This window comes from Roseibium sp. R5, assembly GCF_055755305.1.
In genome coordinates this window covers 4156662-4174648 of record NZ_CM146910.1, presented here as the reverse complement: position 1 = coordinate 4174648, position 17987 = coordinate 4156662, and the positions used below count along the sequence as shown (strand labels likewise).

Here is a 17987-nt window from a genome sequence, read left to right as displayed (position 1 = left end):
GGAGGTCTCCAAATCGGGCTTACTCGGCAGCGGCCTGGGAGGGGGCAGCTGCGTCTTCGGCGATCTTAATAAGGGCTTCCCCGTGGTCTTCGAGGTAGCGCAGTGTGAAATTCATGCAGGCAATCCCGTAATCGCGGGTCCAATCGGAGCCTGCATGTGTGCATCCGTTCTCATCATCAATTCCGCTTAACAAGCGGAGCTCTTCGTGAACCTGCGCCTTACGGCGTTCAAGGGCGCGGCGCAGCACATCCGGCGGAAGTTTGGCAGCATTCAAGGCAATCAAGAGAAAGGGGGACTTGAAGGTGTCCGGCGCTTGCGGTTCGCACAAGGATCGAATGAACTCGTCCCGCCCTGCCTGCGTTATGGAATAGACCTTGCGGGATGGTTTTCCAGCTTGCGGCTCTTCACGGACAGTCACCATGCCTTCCGCTTCCAGGCGCGCAAGGGCAGGGTAGATGGAGCCAAAACTGGCGTCGTCGAAATAGCTGAACCGGCCTTCTGTCGATTCTTTGCGTATTTCGTATCCGGTGGCGTCCCCACCGGACAGGATGGCTAGGCACAAACCGCGCACGCTCATGATTGGCTCCTTCAGCATCTGTCGATGCCGCCAATAGCAAATCCGCGAGTTGCTTTGCTCGCGGCATTCGCAAAACTGTCATATACCGGATCGATATATCGAACTAATATATATCAAACCAGCATTCCGCAAGGTGTACGCCTCGAAAAAGAAAGCGGATCCTTAATGGAACTTGTACGACACAGAATTACTGCGCGGATTTGACAGGTTGCGTTCATCGGGTCGGGCCCTAAACTTTTACGAAGGCGCCGAGAGACAAAGGGCTTCTGAAATGACCGTGAAAGTAGATGCAATCGCAAAACGGTTTTTGCCAAAAGATCCGTTTTTCCGGCTCTTGGTCGTAAACAGTTTGGCAGGTGTCGGGATTTCCGGCCTGGTCGTTGGCGGCATTTTTTATTCGAACATCGGCAACCTGACAGTTCTGATTAGAGGTGATGACAGCCCTCTGGTGCCGATACTTATGCTCGTCGCTGGACTGGTCATTACACTGGTGTCGGTTGTTGTCGGCTCCGCGATCATGCTCCTTGGGGCTGATCAAACAAAAGGCGGACCGGGTTCGAAATTGCCGGCGATGTTTGAGCCGAGACTTGAGCCAATCCCGGTAAAGGCAGATACGGCGCGAGCGCACCGCTTTGATGTTCGATAGGCTTGAAAAACTAGAGCTCCATCTCCGATTGACCCACCTATGGATCGGTCACATTGACTGCTATTCCGATCTGCCAAAAAAAGCGCCGACAGTCTGCGGGTCGACCTGATATTGCGGGCTTGGCTGAATAAACAGCGTCATGACACATGCTGCCAAAATGAGCAGCAAACCCAGTGACGAAAGTCTCATTTCGCCGCTCCTGTCAAACATGTGTATCTCCTTGAACTTCTGCCGCGTTGTAAGGGAACACTCCGTAAAACTACGGTAATTCTTCCTGTAAAACTTTATCGATCGGTAAATTGAGGTGAGAGCTCGCCTCTAGATTGCGTCTTTGTTTGTGTTCGGGATCGCCCGGCCGTTAACCATCACAGGGAAAATACCGGCGCGCAAACAGGTGGCCATCTTGCGTTTTATTGCTCCCACAATTACCAACAATCACGTGTTAATGAGTTGTTAACCTACCGTGGGGGTTGTGGTGGGATATTTCCTGAGAAATTTTCATATCCTTGTTTTTACGTTCATTTTTATTGCTGGTGCGGTTTGGGTCGGTCTTAATCCTGATCAGACTGTGACCATGATAAAGCCAATGGTTGAGGATGCTGAAGAGCTCGCTCAGATGGCTGAAACGGTCCATGTGGCGGTTGCCAGTATCAACTTTGAGGCGTCTGTGAATGAGGCGATCGTTGTCTACACAGCAGCTCTGCGCATGCCGAGCATGGTTCTGGAGCGCGTGGACCACAACCTGAAGAATGCGGCGGAACGTATCACAGGGCTCGGCAGCCATTCAGTCGCGCCGCCGTCCGCAGACAAGCTTACGCTTCGCGAAGTCAGTGCCAAGCTGAAAGACCTCTAACACCCATTGGTTGGAGGATCGCCGCTCCTTCAGGAATGACGAACGATATCGTCTTCCTGAAGATAGGTTCCGGATTGCACCTCGATCATTCGGACAGGAATGCGGCCGGGATTATGCAGAGTATGCTGCGCTCCGAGCGGGACATATGCGGACTGGTTTTCCGTCAGGAGGCTCACCTGACCATTGATGGTGATCTCCAGCGTCCCGGAGACGACGACCCAATGCTCGGCGCGGTGCAAGTGGCTCTGGAGGCTGAGGCGCTTTCCAGGTTTGATCATCATGGACTGAACGGCAAACCGGTCGCCTGCGTTGATCCGCTCTGTGTAGCCCCATGGCCGGTAGGTCCGCGGATGCCGCTCGGTTTCGCTGCGGCCCTCCGCTTCCAGCTGTTCGACCACCTTCTTTACATCCTGCGCCTTGTCCTTGTGGGCAACCAGCACACTGTCTGTGGTCGCAATCACCATGACATCTTCCAGGCCGATGACGGAAACCAGCCTTTGGTCGGCATAGGCAAGGCATTCCTTGCAGTCGAGGAATCGGGCATCACCGATCGCCGAGTTTCCGCTGCCGTCCTTATCAAGCACACCCCAGATCGCGGACCAGGAACCGAGATCATCCCAGTCCGGAGCCATCGGCGCACAAACAACGTTGTCTGCCTTCTCCATGATCGCATAGTCGATTGAAATGTTTTCAAGCGCTGCAAAGCCGTCCTCATCGAGGCGGGTGAAATCCAGATCGCCATGGCGGGTGGCCATCAGCGCGGTAATCGCTTCTGACAGGCCCGGCTGGTAAGTCTTGAAGGCCTCAATCATTGTCTTCGCTGAATAGAGAAAAATCCCGGCATTCCAGACATGGGCACCATCGGCCAAGAAGGCTTTTGCCCGCTCCAGGTCCGGCTTTTCAACAAAAGCTGCCACGCCGCGAACCGGGTCGCTGCCGGGCTCAAGTTTGATGTACCCGTAGCCTGTGTTGGGCTCTGTCGGCGTGATGCCGAATGTGACGATTTTGCCCGACAGAGCAGCGTCCCGCGCGTGGTGAACTGCCGTCATAAACACATCTTCCTTGCCGATCAGGTGGTCTGACGGAAGAAGCAGGATCAAGGCATTCGGATCCTCTTCATACGCCAGCAACGCGGCCATGAGGGCAGGTGGGGCGGTGTTCCGGCCCACCGGCTCCAGCAGGATCGTTGTGGCTGCAGTGTCGATCTCGGCAAGCTGTTCGCCCATCAAGAAGCGATGGCTGTCGCCGCCGATTACGATCGGGTTGGAAAATCCTTCGCCGGAGACTCGCTTGCAGGTTTTTTGGAACAGGCTCTCGCCGCCGAATATCGGCAAAAACTGCTTTGGGCGGTCTTTGCGGGACAGGGGCCAAAGGCGGGATCCAATACCACCAGACAAAATGCAGGGATAAATCATCGAGCCGATTCCTGATGTGAAATTCAAATGCTTGTTTGTAAGCGGATAGTTTGCAGGGAAGTGTTAACAGCGCAGCACAAGCTTGCAACCGGAGACATGAAACAGTACTTACGTAATAATATAACACTCTGGGGCAAAGAATCCCCAAAAGGCGAGTTGAATGAGCGAAGCAGCCGACAATCTGGTGCAGTTGACCCGGGCCGGGATCCAAAAGAGCGGAAGCTGGCTTGTGCGCGGTGTCGATTTGACCGTTTCACCCGGTGAAATCGTCACCCTCATAGGTCCGAACGGTTCCGGAAAGTCGACGACGGCGAAAATGGCGTTGGGGATCCATAAGCCAACAGAAGGCTCTGCTGTTCGGCGCAACGGTCTCTCTGTTGGGTATGTTCCGCAGAAACTGTCGATAGACTGGACGCTGCCACTGAATGTTAAAAGGTTCATGCGGCTCACCAACCCATTGTCCGATGCTGAATGCATGGCCGCGCTTGAGCGCACCGGTGCGGCACGATTGGTCGGCGAGGAAATGCGCACGCTGTCTGGCGGCGAGCTTCAAAGAGTGATGTTGGCGCGCGCTATCGCGCGGTCGCCGGATCTCCTTGTTCTGGATGAACCGGTACAAGGCGTCGACTATGCCGGTGAGATTGCGATTTACAGCCTGATTTCTGAAATTCGGAATACGGTCGGATGCGGCATCTTGATGATTTCACACGACCTGCACGTGGTCATGGCGGCGGCGGATCAAGTGGTGTGCCTGAATGGTCATGTGTGCTGCCGGGGCACTCCGTCCGATGTCAGTAGCGACGAGAATTACCAGCAGTTGTTCGGCACCCGGGCCGGTGGTGCGTTGGCGGTCTATGAGCACCATCATGATCATGTTCATCTCCCCGATGGCCGCGTCCGCCATTCAGACGGCACAGTCTGCGACCATTGCCCTGGAGAGCATGACCACACGCATGAGGCTGATGGGATATCTGGGGGCCAGCCTTCGGACGAAACAGCCCTTCATAAACGGGTTGCAGGCAGTGTGACCGATGCTTGATGATTTTTTCACACGGGCGTTGATCGCAGGCATTGGCGTGGCCTTGGTCGCTGGCCCCTTGGGGTGTTTTGTGGTTTGGCGCCGCATGGCTTATTTTGGCGACACCCTTTCCCATGCAGCACTGCTTGGCGTGGCGCTGGCCTTGTTGCTGGATGTCAACATCACGCTATCTGTCGGGGCGGTATCCATTGTGCTCGCACTGCTCCTTTTGGCACTTCGTCACGGAGACACCCTGCCGTCTGACGCGTTGTTGGGCTTGTTATCCCATTCTGCGCTCGCGATCGGCCTTGTCTGCCTGGCTTTCATGACCTGGGTTCGAGTGGATCTGTTGGGGCTTCTGTTTGGCGACATACTCTCGGTCACGCGGACGGACATCGCGATGATCTATGGCGGCGGTGCAATTGTTCTGGGCGGACTGCTGCTGATCTGGCGTCATCTTTTTGCGGCAACCGTCAGTTCTGATCTTGCCGGGGCTGAAGGATTGCGCCCGGACCGGGCGGAATTGGTCTTCATGCTATTGACGGCAATTGTCATTGCGATTTCATTGAAGATCATTGGCGCGCTCTTGATTACGGCGCTGCTGATTGTGCCCGCAGCCGCGGCCCGCAGGTGGGCAAGGTCACCGGAACAAATGGCCGTCATTGCAGCATTCGCCGGCGTGGTCGCTGTGGTTGCAGGGCTCAATGGTTCGCTTTATTACGATACCCCGTCAGGACCGTCGATTGTGGTCGCTGCCATGCTAGTTTTTGTGTTCAGCCTTTTTCCGGTTCGAAGGTTGATTCAGAAACTGACCGCTGAAAACCGGGAAGGGATTTAGGACATGGCGCATGCCCATCCGGATCTGACAAAAAACCAGGCGCTGGTGTTCGGTAAACTTTCCGACGCCAGCGGTCCGTTGACGGCCTATGCCCTTCTCGACGATTTGCGTGAGAAGGGGTTTCGCGCGCCGCTTCAGGTCTACCGGGCGTTGGACAAGCTGGTCGACTACGGTCTGGTGCATCGCCTTGAAAGCCTGAACGCCTTTGTTGCCTGCCGCCACAAAGGCTGTGCAGATCACAAGACCGCAGCGTTTGCGATCTGCGAGACGTGCGGCAACGTTCAGGAGTTTTCTCCGGATCGCGCGATTGAAGACTTGCTCAAGTGGACGAAGGAGCAGGAGTTTAAACTGTCGCGCACGACCATCGAACTGCGCGGGCTCTGCAAGGTCTGTTCAGCGTCTCAACAAGTTTAACCTGCTAGAACCGGCGCAATCAGCGAGACAACCACGGCAACAGTGACCGGAATGCGCAGTTTCGGATACCAGCGCGGTGCAGAATGCGACTGCGTTCGCCAGAGATCATATCCGAGCCATGCCAGGAAACAGGCGGTAAGCGCCAGCGCGGTCCACATCCCGCTCAAGAACAATGCGAGCCAGCCAAAGATGGATGGCAAGACGCCAATCACCAGCCGCACTGGCGACACCGGGCGCGACTGCACAAACGTCATGGCAAATTCCCACCCCCAATAAATCCCGCCGAGAAAAGACAGGATCACGGCGGCGTAGGCGTGCTGGGCCGGCAAGATCCAGGCCTGTGCCTCTGCCGGAAGAAACACGGCTCCGAACGACAGGGCTCCGAAGGGAAGAAACCCTGCGGCTGTGAGCAAAAAAACAGTCAGCGGCACATCATCATGTGAAACGATTGCGCGGGTCGTTGCTTCGGCGCTGTTTGCCATGAAGTCTTCTCCGGAAAAGCGTACCTCTGGCTTACGTGGTGAAAGGATTCCCAGATCAGGGGGGGCTCGGTTTCAAGCCGATTGAGCATTGGTTGCTTTGGCTGAGCAATAACGATCAAAGCCACGATCTTCTGGACTGTGTTTCGGATACAGACGACGGAACCCTCGTTGTTTTTGCCCGCCTTGTTGGGGAGCGCGTCTTCGGTGTCTAATTGAATTGCGAAAACGATAAAGAGAGCACCGGAGACCCCCGCCATGTCAGACGAGCTGGGTATCGGAATCCTGGGATGCGGCAAGACCTCGCGGATCTATTTTAACCTCATCCCGAAATTCAAAGGCCTGCAATTGCGTGCGTGCGCGGATCTAAATCGTGAAGTTGCGCTGGTCCGGGCAGATGAGTTCGATATTCGCGCTGAAACAGTTCATGACCTCTTCCAGGCAGAAGACATTTCCGTGATCGTCAATCTGTCGGCGCCCGATGCACATGCCATGATGAGCCGGGAAATATTGAACAACGGCAAGCATGTCTATTCGGAGAAGCCGTTTGCGCGCACCTCCGCAGAAGGGGCGGCTGTTCGCCAACACGCAGAAAAGCTAGGGCTTTTTGTTGGATGCGCGCCTGACACGTTTTTGGGCGGGGCGCCGCAAACGGCCCGAAAGGCCATTTCGGAGGGGCTGATTGGAGAGATCACCGGCGCAACGCTTCATGCGATGAACCACGGCATGGAAGCCTGGCATCCAAATCCGGAACTCTTCTACAAATCCGGCATTGGCCCAATGGCTGATTTCGGCCCTTATTTCGTTTCCAGCGTCCTCAATTTGCTCGGGCCGGTCGAGCAAGTGTCGGCGATGTCCAGCACGCCCAGCAAAACCCGAACAATTGGCCAGGGTCCACGCAAGGGCGAAGTCTTCGACGTGGAAACACCGACAACAATCCACGCTGCATTGTCTCTGAAGGGCGGTCCTTTGGTTGCGTTTTCCGCAAGTTGGGACGTCCAGGCCCATGCGCATTCCGCCATGGAAATTTATGGATCCGAGGGAACGCTCTTTTTGCCGGATCCGGTGTTTTTTGGCGGTGACGTTATTCGGGTATTAAAGGACGGAACACGGGAGGTCCTGAACCAGGACAACCATCCGTTTGGCCTAGCTAACTTCAAGATCCAGGGCCGCGAGCGGGCCAACTACCGGTCTGCTGGTTTGGCGGACATGGCCTATGCGGTGCGCCTCGGACAGGACTTTCGTTGTTCTATGGAGCGTGCACTCCACACTGTTGACGTTATCGAAGCAATCCAGACCGCAGCATCAACCGGCCAGCACGGAGAGATCAGCGAAATGCCCACACGGCCAGAGCCGCTCAGCCCGGACCAAGCCAAAGCGCTGCTGCGCTGACAAAATTCGCAATGAAACAATGGCAATTCCGGTTGCAGGCCTATGATGCCGCTCTTATTGTCCGGCTTTGAAGAGGCGCTGATGCGCCAAGTGGTGGCCAATGCCTTGAGGGAGAGCGGGCATGCTTTTGCTGATTGCCGGATTGATTCTGTTTTTGGGAATACACAGCCTGCCTATGTTCGCTGACAAGCGGTCGGCATTGGAAGAAAAGTTCGGTGTTCTTGGCTACAAAGCCCTGTTTGCTTTGGTCTCTGCGATCGGATTTGTCATGATCATTTATGGGTATGGTGCTGCCCGCGCCGCAGGCCCCGCGATCATTTATGACCCGCCATTCTGGTTGCGTCACGTCACCATGTTGTTCATGGTTCCGGTCTTTATCTTCCTTGTGGCTGCCTATGTTCCGTGCCGGATCAAAAAGGCCCTGAAACACCCGATGCTGGTTGCTGTGAAATTGTGGGCGTTTTCTCACCTTCTCACCAATGGCGATCTGGCATCTGTTCTGTTGTTCGGCAGCTTCCTGGTCTGGGCGGTGGCAGACCGTATCTCACTGAAGCGGCGCGGCCTTGGCGGCGGTGCGGTGATGGCAAAAGAGCCCGGCAAGTTCTCCGACATCTTCGTGATTCTTATCGGTCTTGGTCTCTATGTCCTGTTTGCCTTCAAGCTGCATGTGCTTTTGATCGGGGTGCCGGTTGCATAAGGCACGCGGAAGCGTGTAAATCGCACCCGGGTCGGGACAAAAACAACGAAAAACGGGCAGTTGCCCCACTTGCGCCACGAAGGGCGGTTTAAAGCCCGGTCGGGGAATTGCCCGAGCCGGATCAAATGGATAATGTGCGCCCCTTGATGGGGAGCCAATCCGGATTTCCGGACCGGCGCAGCAGAGTAAATTCAGGAACTAGCCACGTATGTCTGATATTTTTCGTGAGGTCGATGAGGACATCCGCCATGAGAAGTACCGCCGTCTCTGGGACCGTTTCGGGTCTTGGGTGATCGCGGTCGCTGTCTTGATCGTGGTTGGCACCGGTGGTTACCGGGGCTGGCTCTACTGGCAAGACACACAGTCTCAGTCAGCGGGTGACACATTCCTTGAGGCCATCAGCTTGTCGGAGGCTGGTCAGTACTCGGAAGCGGCGCAGCTTTATACCGAACTTGGATCTTCCATTGGCGGCTATCCGGCGCTCGCACAGATGCGCCAGGCAACCGACAAGGCAAATTCCGGTGACGCAGCCGCCGCCCTCGCAGAGTTCGATGCTCTGTCAAGGGATTCGAGCCTCGCACCGGCTCTGCAGAATGTGGCAGCTCTCCGCGCTGCCTACATTGCAGTTGACGGCGAACCATATGATGCGATTGCAGACCGGATCGAGAGCCTGACCGGCGACACAGATGCCTTCCGGGCAGCTGCTCGTGAACTGCTTGCTCTGAGCGCCTGGAAAAATGGCGATGCCGAGACGGCGCTTACCTGGATCACGGCATTGGAAGATGACGCCGAAACGCCTCAAGACATTCGTCAGCGCGTGACACTCCTGGGCGGACTGATCCGGGGACAGACCGGGACACCGGCTGAAGAGGGCACGGCACAGTGATCTGTTTTTTCAAAAACGTATCTGTCCGGCCATTGGTTGGCACGCTGGCACTGTCGGTCTTTCTGGCCGGTTGCGGCTCTGTCAGTGAGTTCGGCAGCTCGCTCAATCCGTTCAGCAAGGAAGAGATCTTGCCGGGCGAACGGCAGGCTGTTTTCGATGGTGTAGACCCGGCTGCCCAAGCTCTTGGCAAGGCGGCGAGCATTGGCGCTGCGACTGGCGGTCAGACCTGGACGAGTGCTGGCGGCGGTCCGGCCAACGATCCGGGCAACGTGGCCGTCTCCGTTTCCGGCAGCCGTGCCTGGCAGGCCAATGTGGGCAGTTCCGGCCGCGGCCTGACGTCGTCAGCCTTGCGGGTATCCTCCCGTCCGGTAAGCGACGGCAGCCGCATCTATGTCTATAAGCCGAATGGTGAAGTCGTCGCGCTGTCCACCGCCGGTGGCCGCCAGTGGACGCAAAACCTGCGCCCTGAAGGCGAACGCGACGTTGGTCCGGGCGGCGGTGTGGTAGTTGACGGCGGCGTTGTTTATGCTGCGACCGGTTACCGCCAAGTGGCGGCCCTTGAAGCGGGTTCCGGCCGGGTCATCTGGACCGCGGAGATGGACACTCCGGCGCGTGGTGCCCCGGCAGCCGGTGGCGGTCACGTTTTTGTCGTGAGCCAGTCCAACGAAGTCTATGCGTTTTCCAAGGAAGACGGCTCTGTAGCCTGGACATTTGCCGGGATCGAAGAGACAGCCGGTGTTCTGTCTGCCGCAAACCCTGCCATCTCTGGCAACCGGGTGATTGTGCCGTTCTCGTCTGGTGAAATCATGGCCATCAATATCAAGTCCGGTGAGCCGGATTGGATTGATGGTGTCTCCCGCGGCTTCCGGACACTGGCCCTGTCCGGTCTGGCAGATGTTTCCGCAAGCCCGGTTGTTTCCGGCAACACTGTTGTCGCGACCGGCGTTGCCGGGCGCACGGTGGCTGTTGATGTGCGCACCGGACAGCGTCAGTGGGATCAAAACCTTGGCAGCGTTCATACGCCGGTCGTCTCCGGAAACGCGGTGTTCATGGTGGATCTTGACGACCGCATGGTCGCGCTTGACCGCTCGAGCGGTGAAACCATGTGGGCGACACAGTTGCCGAAGCCGGAAAAGAAAAAGCGCCGCCGCAATTGGGCGGGCCCGATCCTGGCCAATGGCGCCCTTGTCGCCTTTTCCAGTGATGGCCAGATCGCCATGGTCGATGCCGCCTCAGGCAATATCATGACAACACAGCGCACCAACACCGATGTCTTCGTGACGCCGATTGCCGCCGGTGGCCGGGTGGTTGTCCTGACCGGCCGGGATGGCGTTGCCGCGTTTAACTGATCATTGGGCGCTGAGGCTCTAGTTGAGCCTCAACGTTTCAAAACTGGTCAAGCTATAGTATCTGAGCACCTTATCGTTGCCTGCCGGGCAAGGATGAGGTGCTTTGAGTTTGTTCAAGGGCGGGATCCTTTGGTTGATCCGCCTCTTAGGAGTGAATGCCGTGGGCGCTACCGTCGCCATCGTTGGACGGCCGAATGTCGGCAAGTCCACATTGTTCAACCGTCTTGTCGGTAAGCGCCTGGCGTTGGTCGATGACACGCCGGGTGTGACCCGTGACCGCCGTCCGGGCGAAGCCCGCCTTGGCGACCTGCGCTTTACGATCATAGATACTGCGGGTCTTGAAGACGCCGACAAGGCGTCCCTGGAAGGCCGTATGCGCCGTCAGACCGAAGAAGCGATTGAAACCGCTGATGCCGTGCTGTTTGTCATTGATGCGCGCGCCGGGGTTACACCGCTCGATGCGCACTTTGCAGATGTTGCGCGCAAGACCACCCGTCCCGTAATTCTTCTGGCCAACAAGGCCGAGGGCCGGGCTGGGGAGAGTGGGCTCTACGAATCCTTCTCGCTTGGGCTTGGTGAGCCGATCGCGATCTCTGCCGAGCATGGCGAAGGCCTGGCTGATCTCTATGATGCTCTGAAGCCCCATGTTGACCGGGTGAGCGAAGAAGAGGACGCAAAGCGCGAGGAAGCCGTCACCAACGTCGATGTCGACGAGGACGGTGAGATTGTCGACGATGAAGATCCGGTTGGCACGAAAGAGCGGCCTCTGCGCGTTGCCATCGTTGGCCGCCCGAATGCCGGCAAGTCCACGTTGATCAACCGGATGCTGGGAGAAGATCGCATGTTGACCGGTCCGGAGGCCGGTATCACGCGCGATTCCATCTCCGTCGACTGGACTTGGCATGACCGGCACATCAAGCTGTTCGATACGGCCGGGATCCGCAAGAAAGCGCGTGTTCAGGAGAAGCTGGAAAAGCTTTCTGTCGCCGATGCTCTGCGGGCCATCAAGTTTGCCGAGGTTGTGGTTGTCACCCTTGATGCGACGATGTCGTTTGAAAAGCAGGATCTGCAGATCATTGATCTGGTGGCCCGCGAAGGCCGGGCCTTGGTGATTGCCGTCAACAAATGGGATTTGATCGAAGACCGGGAAGAAGCCTGGAAGAAGATCCGGGACGCCAATGAACGGTATTTCAATCAAATCCGCGGCGTCCGGATTGTCACCTTGTCCGGTATTCAGGGGCAGGGCATAGACCGGTTGGTTGAAGGTGTTTTTGCCGCCTATGAGGCCTGGAATGCACGCGTGTCGACAGCTGGTCTGAACCGGTGGCTGGAGCGGGCAACCACGTCGCATCCACCGCCCGCCGTTGCAGGCCGGCGCGTTCGCATCCGCTACATGACGCAGCCCAAAACCCGGCCGCCGCACTTCGTGGCGTTCAGTTCCCGTCCGGAGCAGCTGCCGGAAAGCTACACCCGGTATCTGATCAATTCCCTGCGTGAGAAATTCGATATCCAGGGCACGCCGATCCGGTTGTCTTACCGCAAGGGCGACAATCCCTATGCGCCGAAGAAAAAGCGCAAAATCCAATAGCAGCTGCTGCGCAGCCTTGTCTCAGGTCCCGGTGGTCTACCGGGACCCTTTTGTTCAGATAAATTGATTTTCAAGGAGATCTTCCATGTCATCCGATCGGCTTGCCTTTACCGAAGCACTTGCACAAAAGGCCGGACTTGTCGCGCTGGATTATTTCAGAAAGCTCGACACCCTGACGATCACGCAAAAGGGTCATCAGGACCTTGTGAGCGAAGCAGACCAGAACGTTGAGACACTTATTCGCGACGCGCTGTCTGAAGCCTATCCGGACGACGGGATCCTGGGCGAAGAACATGGCATGGAAGAAGGCGAGAGCGGGTTCACCTGGGTGATTGATCCGATCGACGGCACGGCGAACTTCGTCACCGGCATTCCGCAATGGTGCGTCATCATCGCATGTGTTCAGCAGGGCCAGACCCTTCTCGGAGTGATCCACGATCCGGTCGCCGGGGAGACATTCTCAGCGTTGGCTGGCGGCGGTGCCTTTTTGAACGGCAAGCCGATCAAGGTATCGAATAGCGAAAGCGTGTCCGTCGGCTCCGTCGGCGTCGGCTTCAATGGCCGCACATCCGTGACCGATGCTGTCAATGCAGTCGGGGCGCTGGTGTCCAAGGGCGGGGTTTTCTTCCGCAATGCCTCTGGCGGCCTGATGCTCGCGTATACTGGAGCTGGACGCCTGATCGGCTATATCGAGTCACACATGAACGCCTGGGATTGCCTCGCCGGCATGCTGCTTATCCAAGAAGCCGGCGGAAAGGTTCTGGAGCAGGACGTCGCCCATGCCCTCTATCATGGCACCCGTGTGGTGACCGGTGCACCGGGTGTTTTTGCGGAGCTGACCGACATTGCCGAAAGCTCCTTCGCCCCGCTGCAAGCGGCGGAGTAGGAGGGTTTACTTAGCGAGACCGTTAAACATGCTGGTCGATCAGGATGGGATTGCCGTCCGGATCGACCAGCATCAAACTACCGGGGCCGGTTGTTGTCTCGTCCACTTCTTGGACGAAACTGTAGCCCTTGTCCTTCAGCGTTTTCTGCAGCGAGCGGATATCTGTAAACGCGTCGAGTTTTTTCGCGTCTTGGTCCCAGCCGGGATTGAACGTCAGGATGTTCTTCTCAAACATGTCCTGAAACAAGCCAATGACCGTCTCGCCATTCTTCAAAATGACCCAGCCGTCGGACCCGGACCCGCCTAGGTCGGAAAATCCAAGCCCTTCGTAAAATGCCTTCGACTTGGCAAGGTCTTTGACAGTTAGGCTGATAGAAAACGCTCCGAGCTGCATGGGTGTGGTCCTCCGTTTTAAAACAAGGGATCAGTTAAGCGAACTTTAGGGCGTCTTTCTACTTACAGCGTGTCGTGTTTATTTGAATTCAGGCTACTTTAGGTTTCGCATACGAGCCAAAGCCGAGTGGCATCGAAACCTGAATCTGTTTAAACGCGCTTTGCTTTAAAAGTTGACCCACTCGCGGCTGACGCGGTCGTAGAGTTTGCCGGTCTCATGGACATCGGTCTTTACGAGCTCGACCAGCTCGGGCGCGATGTCGCGTGGGTGCGGCAGGTTTTCCGGCGGCTCGCCCGGCATCGCCTTGGCCCGAAGTCCGGTCCGGACGGGGCCGGGGTCGGCGAGGTTGATCTTCATGTTGGTTTTGAGGCTTTCATTCGCCCAGGTACGGGCCATGGCCTCAACACCGGCCTTTGAGATAGATTGCAGCCCCCAGAAAGCCGGGCAGGTGCTGGCCTGCACGGAAGTCAGGAACAGAGCGCGGCCGGCGTCCGACTGGCGTAGCAGAGGATCCAGAGACCGGATCAACCGCCAATTGGCGGTTACGTTGACCGACATGACCTTTTCGAAGTCTTTCGGGCTGATATGGCCGAGCGGGGACAGGATACCCAGCATCCCGGCATTGCCGATAAAGACATCGAGTTTCTTCCAGCGCTCATAGATCGCGGCGCCAAGACGATCCAGGGCATCATGGTCCGTGAGGTCGACAGGAACAAGTGTTGCCTGGCCGCCTGCAGACTGGATTTCGTCATCGAGGTCCTCGAGACCACCAACGGTGCGGGCGATCGCAATCACATGCGCGCCGCGCGCTGCCAGTTGTTTGGCGAGTTGATATCCAATACCGCGCGACGCACCGGTCACCAGGGCGACCCGGCCTTCAAAATCCTGTGTCATGTTACTCGCTAATTCCTTAGCCGACTTCCACCAGACGCGGCGCACTGACAAAATCTTGATCTTCGGACAGATCGGTCAGCGGTGTCGGGTAGTCGCCAGTAAAACAATGGTCTGTAAATTGCGGGTTTTCGTTGTCCCGGCCGTCATAACCTGCGGCCCGGTAAATTCCGTCCACGGAGAGGAAGGCAAGGCTGTCGGCGCCGATGTAGTTGCACATTTCTTCAAGCCCATACTTCGCTGCCAGCAGCTTTTCACGAACGGGCGTGTCGATGCCGTAGTAGTCGGAATGCTTGATCGGTGGGCTTGCCAAGCGGAAATGCACTTCCTTGGCACCGGCATCCCGGATCATCTGAACGATCTTCACGGACGTGGTGCCGCGCACCAGGCTGTCATCCACAAGCACAACGCGCTTGCCTTCGATCTGTGATCGGTTGGCGGAATGCTTCATCTTCACGCCAAGCGCCCGGATTTGCTGGGTCGGTTCAATGAAGGTCCGGCCCACATAGTGGTTGCGGATGATGCCGAGTTCAAACGGAACGCCGCTTTCCTGACTGTAGCCGATTGCGGCTGGAACACCACTGTCCGGCACCGGTACGATCACATCGGCGTCCACGTGGGATTCACGCGCGAGTTCCCGGCCCATGTCCCGGCGCACATCATAGACGCTGCGGCCGCCAACGATGGAGTCAGGACGGGAGAAGTAGACATACTCGAAGATGTCCGGTCGGGCAGGGCGCTTGCCAAACGGGAAGAAGGACTGGATGCCGGTGGATGTGCAGACGATGACTTCGCCGTTTTCCACGTCCCGGATGAATTTCGCACCGATGATGTCGAGCGCGCAGGTTTCAGACGCGAGGATCGGAGCACCATTCAGGTCGCCCAGAACCAGCGGACGGATGCCGAGCGGATCCCGCGCGCCAATGAGTTTCTTCGACGTTAGAGCAACAAGGGCATAAGCACCTTCCATCTGGGTGATCGCTTCAACAAACCGATCGACGATTTTCTGTTCGCGGGACCGGGCGACCAACTGCAGGACAACCTCTGAGTCCGACGTGGACTGGCAGATAGCGCCGTCGCGGATAAGTTGTTGGCGCAAGGTCAGCGCATTTGTGAAATTGCCATTGTGGCAGATCGCGATGCCGCCGCCTTCTAGCTCGGCAAACAGCGGCTGCACGTTACGCAGGATTGTTTCACCGGTCGTGGAGTAACGCACATGGCCGATGGCGGCACGGCCGGTGAGGCGGCCGATCGTCTCTGCGTCGGAGAAATGGTCCCCGACAAGGCCTAGATGGCGTTCCGCCCGGAACTGCTCATTGTCGAAGGTCACGATACCGGCCGCTTCCTGTCCGCGATGCTGCAGGGCATGCAGGCCGAGCGCGGTCAGCGCGCTGGCGTCCTCATGGCCCAGAATGCCGAATACACCGCACTCTTCGCGCAATGTGTCGTCATTGATGTCGAACGGCTCATGGAAATCGGTTCCGCCAGTCATGGCGACCACTCCTTACATTCTGGCCGGTCTGCAGGCCGGTCCGGATATTGTGTCGTTTGTCTAAACGGGCGCCGGTTTTCGGCGTCAGTTGCTGTCCGTGGTCAGCTGTTCCAGGCCCTGACGCTCAGAGTCGCTGTATGTGGGCTCTTCGGCAGGCGCGCTAGAGCGTTGTCCGCCTGTTAGCTCATTTTCCCGGATCTTGTCCAGAATCGCTTTTTCCGGGTCTTCTGGCAAGACCGCGACCAATCGTTCGCCCACCGACAACAGGATCGGCAGTGATTTGGCGTTTTGCACCCAGCGTGGCTGTTGCTCCGGCTGGACGAACCAGTTGAAGAACATCATTGCGACAACGACCAGCAATAGGCCACGGACGGCGCCGAAAACAAATCCGAGCGTGCGATCAAGCGCACCGATGCGGCTGTCCAGAATGAAATCGGAAATCCGCATGGTGATGTAGCTGACAACGATCAGCGTCACCAGGAAGACGGCAGCCGCGGAAACACCCATCGCGACCAGATCTTGCGAGATGTACTGCTGGGTGTAGGGCATGACGCGCTCATAGAGCATGAACGCGGCAACGGCCGCAGCGACCCAAGAAACGATCGACAGGACTTCGCGGACAAACCCGCGGATCATCGCCAGAACCGCCGAGATGAGCATGATGACCAGAAGCAGTCCGTCCAGCAGCGTAATCGGCATGTTTCCGATAAGTCCTCTGTCTGGCGCCGAAGCGCGAAATTTACACTCTCTAGCGGGTCTGATGATGCGTCAGGTTGCCCCTTGTGCACCAGTCTCCGCTGTCAGTTTAGCGATGAAGTCCCCAAGTTCCGGCAATCCCGTTGCCTTGAAGGGAGACGCGGCGCCGTCCTTAAGGTTACCCTCTGGACAATAAGCCTGATCAAAGCCAAGTTTTTCGGCCTCTTTCAGTCTTGATTGAGCCTGCGCCACGGGCCGTATGGCCCCCGACAAACTGACCTCGCCGAAATAGACGCAATTGGCCGGAAGGGCAAGCCCGCTGAGCGAAGAGACAAGGGCTGCAGCAACGGCAAGATCGGCACCGGGCTCGTTGATTTTGAGCCCGCCGGCGACATTCAGATAGACATCATGCTGCGAAAACCGGACGCCGCAGCGCGCTTCTAGAACCGCAAGGATCATGGAGAGGCGCGCGGTGTCCCAGCCGATCACAGCGCGGCGGGGCGTTCCAAGGGAGGATTGTGCCACCAGCGCCTGGATTTCGATGAGGAGCGGCCGCGAGCCCTCAAGACCGGCAAAGACCGCAGCGCCGGGCGCCGTGGTGTTGCGGTCTCCCAGGAAAAGCGCTGACGGGTTGGGCACTTCCTGAAGACCCTTACCGGTCATTTCAAAAACACCGATCTCGTCGGTGGCACCAAAACGGTTTTTGACCGAGCGCAGGATCCGGTATTGATGGGCACCATCGCCCTCAAAATAGAGAACCGCGTCCACCATGTGCTCGACGACACGTGGACCGGCGATCTGGCCATCCTTGGTGACGTGGCCGACGAGCACCAGCGTGGTGCCATTCTTTTTGGCATAGCGCACCATGGCCTGAGCAGACGCCCGCACCTGCGTAACAGTGCCAGGCGGTGAGTCCGCCTGATCTGTCCAAAGCGTCTGAACGGAATCCAGGATCAACATCGCCGGGGCCGTGTCAGCTTCCAGGGTCGCCAGGATGTCTTCCACGCTGGTTTCCGCGGCGAGGGCGACCGGTGCTTCTGCCAGTCCCAGTCGCTCAGCGCGTAGGCGCACCTGGCCGATCGCTTCCTCGCCGGAGATGTAAACAGTCTTGTGACCGAGGCTGGCGAGTTGAGCTGCCGCCTGGATCAGGAGCGTCGACTTTCCGATCCCGGGATCGCCGCCGACAAGCAGGGCGGAGCCGCGGACAAAGCCGCCGCCAGTGACCCGGTCAAGCTCGGCAACCTTGGTTTGAATGCGCGGCGCTTCCTTGGTGTCCCCGGTCAGGCCGACAAGTGGAACAACACGGCCCTTGGACTTTGAGGCCCGGCTCGGGCCTCCGCCAATACCGCCGCCGGTCTGCTCTTCGACGATGGTGTTCCATTCACCGCAGGATTCGCAGCGGCCGACCCATTTCGCGGTGACAGCGCCGCAGGATTGGCAAACGAAAGATGTGGACCGGCGGGCCATCTAATAAAA

The 17987-nt window shown here is 57.6% G+C and carries 20 protein-coding genes; 12 read left to right on the top strand and 8 right to left on the bottom strand.

Annotated features, from left to right (window positions below; genetic code table 11):
- Positions 1-19: 19 nt before the first annotated feature.
- The gene (locus AC0J4F_RS19430) at positions 20-577 is read right to left on the bottom strand and encodes a PadR family transcriptional regulator (protein WP_166672746.1); all 558 of its coding nucleotides are present in this window, start codon (positions 575-577) and stop codon (positions 20-22) included.
- A 271-nt stretch (positions 578-848) separates the two neighbouring features.
- On the opposite strand from AC0J4F_RS19430, the gene AC0J4F_RS19425 reads away from it, so the two are divergent.
- Both AC0J4F_RS19425 and AC0J4F_RS19420 read left to right on the top strand, forming a co-directional pair.
- Positions 849-1223: a hypothetical protein gene (locus AC0J4F_RS19425; protein WP_133950386.1), complete on the top strand. Its 375-nt coding sequence runs from the start codon at positions 849-851 to the stop codon at positions 1221-1223.
- Positions 1224-1797: 574 nt separating this feature from the next.
- A complete protein-coding gene (locus AC0J4F_RS19420) occupies positions 1798-2076 on the top strand; it encodes a hypothetical protein (protein WP_473024384.1) in 279 nt (92 codons plus the stop codon).
- 29 nt (positions 2077-2105) lie between these two features.
- Here AC0J4F_RS19420 and AC0J4F_RS19415 read toward each other — a convergent pair whose 3' ends face one another.
- Positions 2106-3491 carry a mannose-1-phosphate guanylyltransferase/mannose-6-phosphate isomerase gene (locus AC0J4F_RS19415; protein WP_473024383.1) on the bottom strand — a complete coding sequence of 462 codons (1386 nt, stop codon included), beginning with the start codon at positions 3489-3491 and terminating at the stop codon, positions 2106-2108.
- 160 nt (positions 3492-3651) lie between these two features.
- On the opposite strand from AC0J4F_RS19415, the gene AC0J4F_RS19410 reads away from it, so the two are divergent.
- From AC0J4F_RS19410 to AC0J4F_RS19400, 3 genes are read left to right on the top strand one after another with little or no spacing between them, the layout of a single operon-like run.
- Positions 3652-4530 carry an ATP-binding cassette domain-containing protein gene (locus tag AC0J4F_RS19410; RefSeq protein ID WP_473024382.1) on the top strand — a complete coding sequence of 293 codons (879 nt, stop codon included), beginning with the start codon at positions 3652-3654 and terminating at the stop codon, positions 4528-4530.
- Entirely contained in the window at positions 4523-5347 is an 825-nt protein-coding gene (locus AC0J4F_RS19405) for a metal ABC transporter permease (protein ID WP_473024381.1), read from the top strand. Before AC0J4F_RS19410 ends, AC0J4F_RS19405 begins: the two co-directional genes overlap by 8 nt.
- Positions 5348-5350: 3 nt before the next feature.
- The gene (locus AC0J4F_RS19400; RefSeq protein WP_306146869.1) at positions 5351-5761 is read left to right on the top strand and encodes a Fur family transcriptional regulator; all 411 of its coding nucleotides are present in this window, start codon (positions 5351-5353) and stop codon (positions 5759-5761) included.
- On the opposite strand, the gene AC0J4F_RS19395 is transcribed toward AC0J4F_RS19400, so the two are convergent.
- Positions 5758-6243, bottom strand: coding sequence for a DUF3429 domain-containing protein (locus AC0J4F_RS19395; protein WP_473024380.1), 486 nt, complete (start codon positions 6241-6243; stop codon positions 5758-5760). The genes AC0J4F_RS19400 and AC0J4F_RS19395 overlap by 4 nt on opposite strands.
- A gap of 38 nt (positions 6244-6281) precedes the next feature.
- On the opposite strand from AC0J4F_RS19395, the gene AC0J4F_RS19390 reads away from it, so the two are divergent.
- From AC0J4F_RS19390 to AC0J4F_RS19360, 7 genes are all read left to right on the top strand, one after another.
- Positions 6282-6455: a hypothetical protein gene (locus AC0J4F_RS19390; protein ID WP_473024379.1), complete on the top strand. Its 174-nt coding sequence runs from the start codon at positions 6282-6284 to the stop codon at positions 6453-6455.
- Between the two features lie 43 nt (positions 6456-6498).
- A complete protein-coding gene (locus AC0J4F_RS19385) occupies positions 6499-7632 on the top strand; it encodes a Gfo/Idh/MocA family protein (RefSeq protein WP_473024378.1) in 1134 nt (377 codons plus the stop codon).
- A 121-nt stretch (positions 7633-7753) separates the two neighbouring features.
- Entirely contained in the window at positions 7754-8329 is a 576-nt protein-coding gene (locus AC0J4F_RS19380) for an NnrU family protein (RefSeq protein WP_473024377.1), read from the top strand.
- Positions 8330-8537: 208 nt separating this feature from the next.
- Entirely contained in the window at positions 8538-9215 is a 678-nt protein-coding gene (locus AC0J4F_RS19375) for a tetratricopeptide repeat protein (RefSeq protein ID WP_473024376.1), read from the top strand.
- Positions 9212-10564: an outer membrane protein assembly factor BamB family protein gene (locus AC0J4F_RS19370; RefSeq protein WP_209002445.1), complete on the top strand. Its 1353-nt coding sequence runs from the start codon at positions 9212-9214 to the stop codon at positions 10562-10564. Before AC0J4F_RS19375 ends, AC0J4F_RS19370 begins: the two co-directional genes overlap by 4 nt.
- A 160-nt stretch (positions 10565-10724) precedes the next feature.
- Positions 10725-12152, top strand: a complete 1428-nt coding sequence (gene der, locus AC0J4F_RS19365) for a ribosome biogenesis GTPase Der (protein WP_133950366.1) — start codon at positions 10725-10727, stop codon at positions 12150-12152.
- Positions 12153-12237: 85 nt separating this feature from the next.
- The gene (locus AC0J4F_RS19360) at positions 12238-13038 is read left to right on the top strand and encodes an inositol monophosphatase family protein (protein ID WP_133950364.1); all 801 of its coding nucleotides are present in this window, start codon (positions 12238-12240) and stop codon (positions 13036-13038) included.
- 22 nt (positions 13039-13060) lie between these two features.
- Here the strand turns inward: AC0J4F_RS19360 and AC0J4F_RS19355 are convergent, their stop codons facing one another.
- The 5 genes from AC0J4F_RS19355 to radA all read right to left on the bottom strand — a co-directional run bounded on the left by AC0J4F_RS19355 (position 13061) and on the right by radA (position 17978).
- The gene (locus AC0J4F_RS19355) at positions 13061-13432 is read right to left on the bottom strand and encodes a VOC family protein (protein WP_209173608.1); all 372 of its coding nucleotides are present in this window, start codon (positions 13430-13432) and stop codon (positions 13061-13063) included.
- Positions 13433-13597: 165 nt separating this feature from the next.
- Positions 13598-14326 carry an SDR family NAD(P)-dependent oxidoreductase gene (locus AC0J4F_RS19350; RefSeq protein ID WP_133950360.1) on the bottom strand — a complete coding sequence of 243 codons (729 nt, stop codon included), beginning with the start codon at positions 14324-14326 and terminating at the stop codon, positions 13598-13600.
- Positions 14327-14342: 16 nt separating this feature from the next.
- The gene (purF, locus tag AC0J4F_RS19345) at positions 14343-15815 is read right to left on the bottom strand and encodes an amidophosphoribosyltransferase (protein ID WP_133950358.1); all 1473 of its coding nucleotides are present in this window, start codon (positions 15813-15815) and stop codon (positions 14343-14345) included.
- An 84-nt stretch (positions 15816-15899) separates the two neighbouring features.
- Positions 15900-16514, bottom strand: a complete 615-nt coding sequence (locus tag AC0J4F_RS19340) for a CvpA family protein (RefSeq protein ID WP_133950356.1) — start codon at positions 16512-16514, stop codon at positions 15900-15902.
- Positions 16515-16583: 69 nt separating this feature from the next.
- On the bottom strand, positions 16584-17978 hold the full coding sequence (radA, locus tag AC0J4F_RS19335; RefSeq protein ID WP_209173612.1) for a DNA repair protein RadA: 1395 nt from the start codon (positions 17976-17978) through the stop codon (positions 16584-16586).
- Between the last annotated feature and the right edge of the window lie 9 nt (positions 17979-17987).